Source organism: Bradyrhizobium sp. (assembly GCF_049512235.1).
Classification (GTDB): domain Bacteria; phylum Pseudomonadota; class Alphaproteobacteria; order Rhizobiales; family Xanthobacteraceae; genus Bradyrhizobium.
This window is the reverse complement of the sequence record NZ_JBEKXH010000178.1, coordinates 1-12266: the sequence shown is the minus strand read 5'-3', so window position 1 is coordinate 12266 and position 12266 is coordinate 1. Positions and strand designations below refer to the sequence as shown.

Here is a 12266-nt window from a genome sequence, read left to right as displayed (position 1 = left end):
CAGATCACCGGAGGCTACTTTGCCGATCCCGGTTACAAGGACATCGCCGGACTCGCACGCCTCGGCTTTCCGATTGGCGAAGTCAGCGAGGACGGCGATCTCATCATCACGAAAGTACCGGGATCAGGCGGCGCCGTCACCGAGGCAACCTGCAAGGAGCAGTTGCTGTATGAGGTGCATGATCCCACACGGTATATGCAACCGGACGTCGTCGGCGATTTCTCGAAGGTGACCGTCACGCAAATCGGTCCCGACCGGGTGCACATCCAGGGCGGCAGCGGCAAGCCGAAGACCGGGAAATTGAAAACCTCGATTGGATATATCGACAGCTATATCGGCGAGGGCCAGATGTCATACGCCGGGCCCGGCGCACAAAAACGAGGCCGGCTCGCACTCGATATCGTTCGCGAGCGCCTGCAATTGACCGGCGTGCAGATGACGGAAGCCCGTTTCGATCTGATCGGCGCGGATTCGCTGCACGGTGCCAATCTGTCCAGCGCTGGCCAACCCTACGAAGTCCGTATTCGCGTCGCCGGCCGTACCGATAGCCTTGCCGAAGCGGTTCGGATCGGAAACGAGGTGGAAACACTCTACACAAATGGTCCGGCGGGTGGTGGGGGTGCCTTCAAATCAGCGCGTGAGATCGTGGCTGTTGTGTCCGTACTGCTGCCTGAAGAATTGACCGCACCCGCCATTCAACTGATCGAAGCGTGAGCATGGCCATGAAATTACGCGACATCGCGCATTCCCGAACCGGCGACAAGGGCAATACGTCGAATATCTCCGTCATCGCCTTCGACAAGTCGCATTACGACTTCTTGCGCCAGCACGTGACCGCCGGGCGCGTAAGGGCACATTTTGCGGAAATCGCAAAAGGCGAGGTGACGCGTTACGAGCTGCCGATGATCGGCGCGCTGAATTTCGTTTTGACCAATGCCCTGGGCGGCGGCGTCACGCGATCCCTGGCGCTCGACGCCCACGGCAAGGGATTGAGCTCGGCCCTCCTGGATATGGAACTGCCTGACATGCCCGACATCGTCAAAACTCTGCAGCTCGCGCCATGATCCATCGTCCTTTGAAAGTGGGGCTATGGAAGCCCACTTCGGTTACGCCATGAAAGGCTGAGCGCGGTGACTGCGACCCTTTCCAAAACCGAAACATTCTGCATAATGCCCTATCGGAGGTTGCGACTGGACATTGGGGCGGGCGAGGGCTGCTGAAAGGTTGCGGTATCCCTTGTCTGGCCGCGCCGCGTCCGCATCGTAGGCCGGTCCGTTTCGGGCGATCCCAGACGATGTGAGCTTGAGCCATGCGGTACGAAATTGGTCCAGGTGAGGTTCATTGCTGGACTTTTCGGCCCGCCGAGTTTGCCGTCAACGAACTTGCCGTGGTCCTGTCCATGGATGAGCGCAAGCGCGCGAACCGCTTCGTATTCGACCGCGATCGAAACGAGTTCGTGGTCTGTCGCGGCATACTCAGACACTTGCTCGCGCTGTATGCCGGTATGGCGCCGTCCGACCTGCAGTTCGAATACTCTGCCAGGGGCAAGCCGGCGCTCGCGCCGAATTCGGATGCGCGGATCCAGTTCAACGTAGCGCACTCACGGGGTGCCGGGGTGATCGGCGTCACCTGCGCGGCGCCTGTCGGCGTGGATATTGAAAGAATGGATGGTTTCGCGCGGGTCTCAGCCCTGGTTCCGACCTGCTTCGCTCCGGAAGAGCAGGCCGAATTCGCATCTCTTCCGCAGCGGGCTCAGCCGCGAGCCTTCTATGCCGGCTGGACCAGAAAGGAAGCCTTCATCAAGGCAACCGGGGAAGGCCTGAGCCGGCCGCTGCACAGCTTCGCTGTGACGATCGCGCCCGATGCCTGCCCCAGGCTCCTTCGATGTAACAGCGATCCAGCGTCCGCTGCGGCGTGGACGATGGCCGATCTGGGTGACCACGGGTTCGCCGCCGCGGTTGCGGTGCCGGCTCCGGCCAGCATTAGGGCGCGCAATCTCTACCCGCAATTCCTCGGACTCAAACAGGCCTAGGGCAATCACACGATAGGCATGACCGGCTTGCAATGTATATCGGACGGATCTTGGACAATTGTGGGGAATAAGGGCGCATTCGCGAAGGACCTTCCATGAAACCCGTTTCGGCGGCACCGCCCAGTCTGGCTGCGATCGAGAGCATTATCCTTTCCGCCTGGCGTCACGTCCTGGGCATCGCGACCTTCGGCGCTCACGATCGGCCGTTCGAGGCGGGGGCGACTTCTGCGAGCTTGATCCAGGTCCATTATCGGATCGAAAATCAACTCAACCTGACGATCTCGCCGGTGATGCTTTTCGAGCATTCGACGGTCGCGGAGTTGGCGCGGCACCTGCACGATACGCTTGCTCCCGAGGAGGCAACCACGCCAATCGATCAGCCACCGTCGAGCGACCGGCTGAGGGCAAGACAAAACAAGCGGCGAGCGCATCGCGCGGTGGGCCGCGAGGATCAAGGTCGATGAGCGAGGCGCGGGTGCAGGACGAAGTCCATGCCAGCAGCGGTGTCGCGATCATCGGCCTGGCCTGCCGGTTTCCCGGCGCCGCGAATTTCCGGCAATATTGGGAAAATCTGCGTGGGGGGAAGGATTGCACCACGACCTTCAGCGAAGAAGTGCTCAAGGCATCAGGCGTCTCGGCCCGCGAACTGAGCGATCCCAACTACGTTCGCGTCGCCGGGGTCATGGACGGCGAGGAGTTTTTTGACGCGAATTTCTTCAACATCTCTCCCCGCGAAGCCAGGGCCATGGATCCGCAGCACCGCATCTTTCTCGAGATGGCATGGGAGGCGCTTGAGCATGCGGGATATGGCGGCGGCCGCGGGGCCGGTCTGGTCGGCGTCTATGGAGGCACCTCCTTCAACTCCTATCTGCTCAGTCACGTTCTTCGCCAGACCAATACTCGAATGGTCGGCGACGATTTTCAGACCCTGATGGGGAACGAGCAGGATTACCTGACCACCCGCGTGTCCTACAGGCTCAATCTACGCGGACCAAGCGTCACCGTGCAGACGGCATGTTCGACCTCTCTCGTTGCGGTTCACATGGCCTGCGAAAGTGTCCTCGGAGGCGAATGCGATCTGGCGCTGGCGGGCGGGGTAGCGGTGAATATCCCGCAACGCGTTGGATTTCACTTTAGCCGCGAAGCGATATTCTCCCCCGACGGACGTTGTCGGGCGTTCGATGCCGATGCCGCCGGAACGGTGCCCGGCAGCGGTGCCGGCATTGTCGTACTCAAGCGTCTCGACGAGGCATTGGCGCATGGCGATTGCATTCATGCGATCATTCGAGGCTCGGCGGTCAACAATGATGGGTCATCGAAGGTTGGTTACACCTCGCCATCGGTCGAAGGCCAGCGCGAAGTGGTGCTCGAGGCTCTGGCGAGCGCGGCCATCGATCCAGCCACCGTCTCTTACGTCGAAGCCCACGGCACGGCGACGCCACTGGGCGATCCGATCGAGGTGCAGGCGCTGACCGAAGCCTACCGCAGGTCCACGCCGGCCACCGGGTTCTGCGGCCTTGGCTCGGTGAAAACCAATATCGGTCACCTCAACACGGCAAGCGGTATTGCCGGCCTTTTGAAGGTGGTCGCGGCACTCAAACATCGCGAACTTCCACCCTCGCTCCACTTTCGTGCGCCGAATCCCAAGATCGACTTCGAACAAACGCCGTTCCATGTGGTGTCGGAGCTGCAGCCCTGGCAGGGAACCGCACTGCCGCGGCGGGCAGGGGTGAGTTCGTTCGGCATCGGCGGGACCAACGCTCACATCATTCTCGAGGAAGCACCAGTCACGGATGCGGAATCAAGTTCCGTCAAGCATCATGCCATCGTGCTCTCCGCCAAATCCGGCGCGGCGCTGGAGGCGGCAACACGCCGGCTGCAGCAGTTCTGCTCGGACGCTCCGGAAACCTGCCTTGCGGACATCGCCTACACGTTGCAGCAGGGGCGCTCGCCGATGCGTTTTCGGCGCGCCTTCCTGGCGGCGACCACAGAGGATATCGGCCGCCTGCTGAAGGATCCGGCAGGCAAGATGGTTTCGGGCGAGGCGGCAGATCATGCCGCCGCGATACGCCTGTTTTTTCCCGGCGAAGGCGGCCTGACCGGAAAGGCCATCCGGCAACTGATGGTCGGTGAAGCGCTGTCCGCGGACGCGCTGGAGCGCTGCGTCGAAGCGGCCAATGGAATGGGCGCCGATGTGAGACTTCCTGCGGAGGATGAAGTCAGCCATGCACCCTGGCTTCTGGTGGCGGTCCAGTACTCGCTCGCGCAACTGCTGGCGGGGTGGGGCGTGCGGCCGCAAGCGCTCTCCGGCTGCGGCTACGGACTGCTCGCGGCGGCGATCGTGGCGGAGGTCATGAGGCTTGAGGCGGCTCTCTCGGTCGCGTTGGGAGGGCGCGAGATAACCGCGTCAGAATTGAGTAACCCAACGATCCCGGTTTACGACCCGTCGCAGGATCGTTGGCTCGCGAAGGAGGAGTTTCTCACGGCCGCGGCCGGACGTGCCGCGGCACGGGATGTGGCCGCGAAGGTTTTTCCCGGCGATCGCGGCTCGGATCCGATCCTCGAAGTTGGTCCGCAAGATTGTTCGGAGCGAGCCGCGAATCTATTTGCGATCATCCCTGCGGGGGACGTGCAGGTCACCGCCGATCAATTTGTGCTGAGCACCTTGCTCGCGCTCTGGGTCAAGGGAGCGCCGGTCGAGCTGTCGAAACGTTACGCGACCGAGTCCCGTCGCAGAATTCCGCTACCTTCATATCCCTTTGAGCGCGCCCCCTACTGGTGGGAGGCGACGGCGGCGCGTCGCGAAAACCGCTCACGGCAGCCGGACGACCTGTTCTGGATTCCCTCCTGGAAGCAAGACGCGCCGGCGCATCCCGTGTTGGCGCAGAGCGCGCCTGCGACCTGGCTGATCGTAACGGACGAACAGAGGATTGTTCAGGACTTCGAACGACGGCTTCGAAGGCCTGGGTCCACACTTATCCGCGTCAGTACCGGGCAAAAATTCGAGCAGCGCGAAGCCTTTCATTATGTGGTCCGGCTGCGGTCCGCCGACGATCACGGCCTGTTGTGGGACTCGCTTGCCGACCGCGCGCTCGTTCCGGACTTTGTCATTCATCTTTTGAACTGGGGCGATCAGGACGGACCGGATCGGGACCTGGAAGGGGCCGTGGATCGGGCCTTCCATGGGCTCTGCGCGATCGCGAAATCGTTGGACCGGCGGCTGCAACGTCCAAAGCGGATCGCGGTGATTTCTTCCGACGCCGTTCAAATCGCCGGCGAGGGTGGCGGAGATCCAGTGAAAGCGATGCTGAGGGGGGCGTGCAGCGCGTTGCGAGACGATGTCGGTCTCGACTGTGTTTGGCTGGATTTTCCCAGGCCGGAACCCGGATCGCGCTGGGAAAGTCGGTTGATCGATCAGATTTTGCTGGAAGTTTGCAGCGAACATTCGGCGCCGCTGATCGCGTGGCGGGGCTCGACACGGTGGCTGCAAGCCGCCGAACCCTTGCGTCTGCCGCGCCCTTCCGGGGTGCCAAGCAGACTTCGCGCAGGCGGGGTTTACCTTTTGACCGGCGGCCTCGGGGGTATCGGTCTTGCGGTTGCGAAATACCTGGCCTCAAGTGTTCGGGCCAGAATGGTCCTGGTCAACCGTCGTGGGATCAAGGAGGCCGCAAGCGATCTTGCTGTCCTCGACGAAGTCAGGTCCCTGGGCGGGGAGATCGAGCTGGTGCAAGCGGACGTCTCGAAGCCGCAACAACTTCGAGCAGCGCTTGAACTGGCCAGGCAGCGCTTTGGTGCCCTGCATGGGGTGTTTCACGCTGCCGGGCTTGCAGGCTCCGGCCATGTCCGAGAAGCCGCCGATGCGGACGTGCGCGACGCACTCGCACCGAAAGTGGCCGGCACCCTCGCCTTGGGCGGTTTAGCCGACGAATACAATCTCGACTTCCTGTTGCTTTTTTCGTCCACGGTGGCGCTGACGGGAGCACCGAACCAGTCCGACTACTGCGCGGCGAACGCATTCCTCGATGCCTATGCCGAGAGGCAGGCGTTCCGCTCGGCCGGGACAATCATCTCCGTCAACTGGGACCGCTGGCGAAATGTCGGGATGGGGAAGTCCACGGCAGAAGCCGAGACGATTGTGATCGGGCCGAACGATTGGCGATTGAATGAGCACCGCGTCGCCGGCGCCCGCGCTTTCCCGGGAGCTGGCTATCTTGACCTGGTCGCGCGGCGGTTCCGCCGCGAGCATCCCGGTGCGGCGGTCGCCATGCGTCAGGTCTCCTTCACGCAGTTGCTCAAGGTCGACGACACCAATGGCGTCGATCTTGGCCTGACGTTGCGAAAATCGCCGGCGGGCGAGCATCATTTTCGGGTTACCACCCGCGACGGCACGCGAACGCATGTTGCCGGAATGATCTCATCCCTCACCGCGGCGCCGCAGACCGGGCGGCTTGAAGACATTCGAGAACGCTGCACGGTGCGGACAATCAGGCTTGACCGAACTTCGCCGCAGACGGCGCCGGATGAAGGTTATCAGGTGGGACCGCGGTGGCGATCGCTGCGTACGGTGTGGGTGGGCCAGAATGAGGCGCTGGCGGAACTGCATCTGTCCGACGAATTTCATGCCGACCTGCCATTGCACCCCCTGCATCCGGCGCTGCTCGATGTCGCCACGAGCTTCTATACCCAGGACGAAAGCGAGGGTTATCACGTCCCGATTTTCTTCCAGGAGATGAGGGTCCACGCGCCGCTTCCGCCCCACATCTATGCTCACGCCGCAGTGCAGCCCGAGGCGGGTTCTTCCGGGCGGCTCGGCCTGGACATCACGATCATGGATCGGGACGGCAGGGTGCTGGTGGCGTTCAGCGGCTTTTCGTTCAGCCGTGTACTGATGACAAGCGTACAGCTGCCGGACCACGACGCGGTGGTGGCGTTTGCCGAGGACGCGAGATCCCGCGGCATCAGTCAGGACGAAGGCATCGAATGCCTCGCAAGGCTGCTTCACCATTCCATCCCGCCGCGGTTGATTGTCACCCCTGCAGATCTCACGCAGGTCAATTCTTCCGAGCAGAAGCTCGCAAGACCCGAAGCCTCGGTGCTGCATCCGCGGCCCGACCTCCCGAACGCCTATGTGCCGCCCGGAGACGATACCGAACGGTCCATCGCCCAGGTTTTTTTGGTTCTGCTCGGGCTGCAGCGCATCGGCATCAACGACGACTTCCTGGACCTCGGGGCGGATTCCACAATATTCATGGAGGCAGTTCTGTCGCTGTACGACCGCATGGGAATCGTCATCACCCCTGAACAATTTTATGAATATTCGACCGTCGCCAAGCTGGCCCAAAGCCCGATGGCGCGCAACCGGCAGGTCAGTTCCGGAATCACGAACGCCGCCGCGGACAACGGCAAACGGTCCGTCCCGCCGCAGCTCCGCGCCGATCTCGATCCGCAGCCGGAGGAATTGGAGCAATTGAGGAAGCTCTTTGGAAACTAGTTCACTCGCAGCGATTGGCTACTCTCAAATCCAGGACGTCTTTCCACTGACGCCCATGCAGCAGGGAATTTTGTTCCACAGTCTCAATCCGCACAATCGCGGAGCCTATGTTGATCACTTGAAGGGCAAGATCGTCGGGGCGCTGGATATGCCGTCCTTCGCGCAGGCCTGGCAGTCGTCCATCAGCCGGCATGGCGCTTTGCGAACGGCATTCGTCACCGAAAGAATGCGGCGTCCCTACCAGGTGGTCCTCGGTCCGACGCCGATGCCTATAAAATGCGAGGATCTGCGCGGCCAAAGCGAAGCAAGCCAGCGCAGCCGGCTCGACGCTCAACTGCAGAAGACGACGGAGGACGGTTTCGATCTTCACCGTCCACCGTTGATGCAGCTCTATCTCGGACGTACCGGAGATAGCAGCTACGCCTTCATCTGGAGCTACCACCACCTGATTTTGGACGGGTGGTCCGTCTCCATTCTTCTTAATGAGATCGGGCAGCGTTATGCCGCGCTGGTCGAGGGCGGTCCGCCGCCGTCGCAGGCGCCGACATCACTTCGCGAATACGTGGAAATCGTGTCGTCCAGGCAGCGAACTCACTCGGAGCAGTTCTGGGCTTCATATCTGGAAGATATTGGTCCGGCCAACTGCCTGGTGTGGGGTGGAAGCGGATCCGGCGCGGCTCAGGCCATGAGGGAATGCGGCGGCGTTCTCGACCGGAAGACGTTGGAGGCTCTGCGCCGCTTGGCCGCATCGCAGCGGATCACCCTATACACCCTGCTGTTGGGCGCGTGGGCGATCGTTCTCAGCAAATACGCCGGCCAGAGCAGGATTGTCTTTGGCAGCACCGTGGCTGATCGGCCCGCCGAACTCAGCAACGCGAGCACGGTGGTCGGTCTGTTCATCAACACCGTACCGATCAGCGTTGAGGTCGCTGCAAGTGCTGCGCTGACGGAGTGGCTCGCCGGGCTTCAGCAAAATCAGCTCAACGTCCGGCAAAACTCGTATTTGCCGTTGGCTGACATTCACAAGGCGAGCGGCCTGCCCCTGAACCAGGGCCTGTTCGACACCCTGCTCATCTTTGACAACTATCCGTCCCGGGCGGTGATCGGCGGCCAGGTCCAAATCGAGGACGTCCACTACATCAACCGTCCCAATCACGCCGTCAGCATTGCTGTCCGTGCGGCCGAAGAGCTCGAAATCATGATCGTGCATGATACCGCGGTGGTAGACGGGGCAAAGGCCAGCCGGATCCTGGAGACCTTCACGACCGTCTTGTCCGATTTCATTCATTCGGCGGCCAGGAAGGTCGGCGAGATCAGCGCGATTCCCGTGAAATGGCGAGAGGCGCAAATCGCAGCGGGACAGGGACCAAAAAATTGCCGTTGCGGCAATCAAGGCATCGTTCAGCTGATCAGCAAGCGGCGGGAACGCGCGCCGGGCTCGGTCGCGATACGCGATCGCAACCGCACTCTCACCTATGGTCAGCTCGACGACCAGTCCGACGCCTGCGCCGAGGGGCTTGGCCAACTCGGCGTCAGCCCCGAAGTCGTCGTGGCCGTGCTGCACCCGCGGCGTGCAGAACTGGTCGTGGCCGTTCTCTCCATCTGGAAGGCGGGTGGCGTCTATTTGCCACTCGATCATCGGAGCCCGGCGCCCCGCCTCATCGGCATGGTCGAGATGTCCCGTCCGCATTGTCTTGTTGTGGCGCCTGAATGCGAGGCGCTCGGACACCAGCTGCTGGCCCGGATGCCGCCGGAGGATCGGCCCGCCATGGTTTCGCTGGACGACCTGCGCCGCCGCGCCGACGATGTCTACGGCCGCCCCGGAGACTATTGGCCCAACAGCCTGGCCTACGAGATGTACACGTCGGGGACCACGGGTCGGCCCAAGAGCGTGATGGTCGAGCATCGAGGCATGCTCAATCATCTCTTGCTCAAGATCGAAGACCTCGGGTTGAGCGAGAACGACATTGTTGCACAGACCGCTCCGGCCACGTTTGATATCGCGATATGGGAAATGTTTGCACCGCTATTGGCCGGCGCACAGACAGTCGTGTTCGACGAAGCCGTCGTGCGCGATGGCGTCGAGCTGCTGCGCCAGGTCGATGAGGCGGAAGTCACCATTCTCGAGCTGGTGCCGACCTATCTGGATGCGGTGCTATCGGCACTTGAATTGAGCAACGGCGAGGCGCTGCCGGGCCATCACCTTCGCTGCCTGGTTTCTGCCGGCGAAGCCTTGAACGCGGTACTGGCGAGGCGATGGACACGCCGTTATACGCCGATCATGAATGTCTATGCGCCGACCGAATGCTCCGATTCGGGAAGCCGGTTTCATTGCGGCGGAGTGCCGGATTCCCTTCGAGGATTGGTCACCGTCGGAACCGCGACGACGAACAATAGCGTGTACGTGCTGGATGACGCGCTGGAGCCGGTCCCGATCGGCGCCTCCGGCTCGATATATATCGGCGGTGTAGGGGTCAGCCGGGGATATCGCGGCACGCCGGACCGAACCGCGGAGGTCTTCATTCCCGACCCGTTTTCAAGTCTGCCCGGGCAGCGGCTGTACCGGACTGGCGACCGCGGCAGCATCCGAGAAGACGGGATGATCCTTTGGCGGGGTCGCGGCGACAGTCAGGTCAAGATTCGCGGTCAGCGGACGGATCTGGTCGAGATCCAGACCGCCCTGCTGGAACAGAAGGACGTTCGGCAATGTCATGTTGCCTTGATCGCATCGCTGCCTGGGGGTCCGGGCACCGTTGCCTTCCTGGTCTGTGGTGGCGGCACTCGCCCACCCGAAGGCGAGCTTCGGAACGCCCTTCGCGAGTGTCTGCCCCCGCACATGATCCCGGCTGCGTTCGTGTTCCTTGATGAACTTCCCAGAACCAAACGCGGCAAACTGGATCAGGCGGCGCTGGAGCGACTAAGCGGCAAGACCGAGACGGCGGTCGCCGCCCCGCACGACATCGAAGACGAGACCGTCGCCCGGATCTGGAATGAAATTCTCGGTATCTCCAACATTCCCCCGGATGGGGATTTCTTCGCCCTTGGAGGCCATTCGCTCTCGCTCATGCTTGTCCGGGTCCGTCTGCGCGCGGCGTTTGACATCGAGCTGTCGCATGAAGAACTATTTTCACATTCCGGTCTGGCGGATCTGACTTCCCTGATCCGCTCCCGGCGGTCATCGGCCAATGCGCCGATTGACCGGCCCGAAAGCGTGGGGCTGCCGCCACTGGTCCGCCGCAAGAGCGCATTGCGCCCGATGAGTCTGCTCCAGCATTGCCTATGGCGCGACTGGCGGACCAAACGCCTTACCGATCTCTTCAACGTGCCCCGGGTTGTTCGGCTTAAAGGACCTCTCCGGCCCGATATCTTGAAAAAAAGCATCACCGAAGTCACGTTTCGCCACGAAAGTCTCCGCTTCACGATCGAGGCCCGGGGAACCGAGGCAAACATGCGCGTTTGGCAAGCGCCGGACCTGCAATGGCGTCAGGTGGATCTCGATCACGGGCCCGAGGGCGCCCAGCGCGCGCTGTGCGAGGCCGCGATCTACGACGAGATTTGCCGCCCCATGGATCCGAGCAGGGACCTTCCGATCAGGGCCTGTCTTGTCAGGATGTCTCCTGTCGACCATGTCCTGATCATCACCATCCATCATCTCGCCTGCGATGCCATTTCGTTCAACATCGTTGCCGAGGAGATCGGCATCATTTACGGCCAGCTTTCGGACGGGGCTCCCGTCTGTCTGCCTGAACCGGCCTTCCAGTACGGCGACTGGTCAGAGTGGCAGCAGGGGCCCGCCTTCGCGCAACTCGTCGACGGGGAAATCGCATTCTGGCGTTCGAAACTGCACCGCCCGACGGCTCCCTTCGGTCCCTCTGGCCGGCCGGCCGGGGCTATGGGCGACCAGCATTCCAAACGCCAACGCTTGACCTGGCCGGAAGACGTGTTCAGGGCTCTGCGCGAATTCTCAGCTCGCGAGTCCACCACCAGCTTTGTCACCCTGTCCGCGGCGACCATAATGCTTCTTCATGCTTGGACGGGAAACGGGGATGTGCGTCTGGGCACCGTGTTTTCGGGGCGGGCGCGCCCTGAATGCCAGGAGATGGTGGGGTACTTCGCAAACCTCATGCTGCTCCGCCTGCAGGCTCCCGACGATTACACATTCCGGAATCTGCTTTTGATGGCACAAAGCGAGATATTGCAGATTCATCAGCATCAGGAGCTTCCTGGCGCGTTCATCGTCCGGCACGAAAGTGTCGGTTTGACCGAACAGGACATCATCGAGCTGTTTCCCGCTTTGATGATCTATGCCCGTACGCCGGACATGCGGTACCGCAAGGCTAGTCTCGAGGTGGTGCCGATGTGGGAAAACCAGCGCCCGCCGGTCGAGGATGTTGTCGGCTCGCAGGCCGATCTGGTATTCGAATTCGCCGAATCGGAGCAGAAACTGGATTGTTGGGTCACCTACAAAGTGGCACACTATTCGAACCAATTGATCTCTGACGTACTGCATTTGTGGACCCATATCATTCAGGCAGCTCTCCTTGAGCCCGACAGGCTTGTTTCGGAAATCATTTTAACGAGCGCGCGCGGGAAAAAACCAGGCGCGCAGTGACAAGGGGGATTCAATGGACGCGACGCATGTTCCGACCCGCGTCGCCGGCCTCAGCAATGACGTGCTGATCCGCCGCGACCGCCGTGGCATTCCGTACATCGAGGCTCAGAACGAACCCGATCTCTGCTTTG

General features: G+C 61.9%; 6 protein-coding genes. All 6 read left to right on the top strand.

Annotated features, from left to right (window positions below; translation table 11 throughout):
- Nucleotides 1-714: acyclic terpene utilization AtuA family protein (locus ABSG20_RS17590; protein WP_423865787.1), on the top strand; the 714-nt coding region annotated here is incomplete at its 5' end.
- An 8-nt stretch (nt 715-722) separates the two neighbouring features.
- Complete coding sequence (locus ABSG20_RS17585) at nt 723-1064, top strand: AtuA-related protein (protein WP_423865786.1); 342 nt, start codon at nt 723-725, stop codon at nt 1062-1064.
- Nucleotides 1065-1309: 245 nt separating this feature from the next.
- Entirely contained in the window at nt 1310-2032 is a 723-nt protein-coding gene (locus ABSG20_RS17580) for a 4'-phosphopantetheinyl transferase family protein (protein ID WP_423865785.1), read from the top strand.
- Nucleotides 2033-2127: 95 nt separating this feature from the next.
- On the top strand, nt 2128-2496 hold the full coding sequence (locus ABSG20_RS17575) for an acyl carrier protein (RefSeq protein ID WP_423865784.1): 369 nt from the start codon (nt 2128-2130) through the stop codon (nt 2494-2496).
- Nucleotides 2493-7523, top strand: coding sequence for a type I polyketide synthase (locus ABSG20_RS17570; RefSeq protein ID WP_423865783.1), 5031 nt, complete (start codon nt 2493-2495; stop codon nt 7521-7523). The genes ABSG20_RS17575 and ABSG20_RS17570 overlap by 4 nt, the downstream gene beginning before the upstream one ends.
- Complete coding sequence (locus tag ABSG20_RS17565) at nt 7513-12135, top strand: amino acid adenylation domain-containing protein (protein ID WP_423865782.1); 4623 nt, start codon at nt 7513-7515, stop codon at nt 12133-12135. The genes ABSG20_RS17570 and ABSG20_RS17565 overlap by 11 nt, the downstream gene beginning before the upstream one ends.
- Nucleotides 12136-12266 lie beyond the last annotated feature (131 nt).

Bases quoted from the DNA above. Each gene is read 5' to 3' on its own strand.
- ABSG20_RS17585 (WP_423865786.1), top strand. From the start codon at position 723: ATGAAATTACGCGACATCGCGCATTCCCGAACCGGCGACAAGGGCAAT.
- ABSG20_RS17580 (WP_423865785.1), top strand. From the start codon at position 1,310: ATGCGGTACGAAATTGGTCCAGGTGAGGTTCATTGCTGGACTTTTCGG.
- ABSG20_RS17575 (WP_423865784.1), top strand. From the start codon at position 2,128: ATGAAACCCGTTTCGGCGGCACCGCCCAGTCTGGCTGCGATCGAGAGC.
- ABSG20_RS17570 (WP_423865783.1), top strand. From the start codon at position 2,493: ATGAGCGAGGCGCGGGTGCAGGACGAAGTCCATGCCAGCAGCGGTGTC.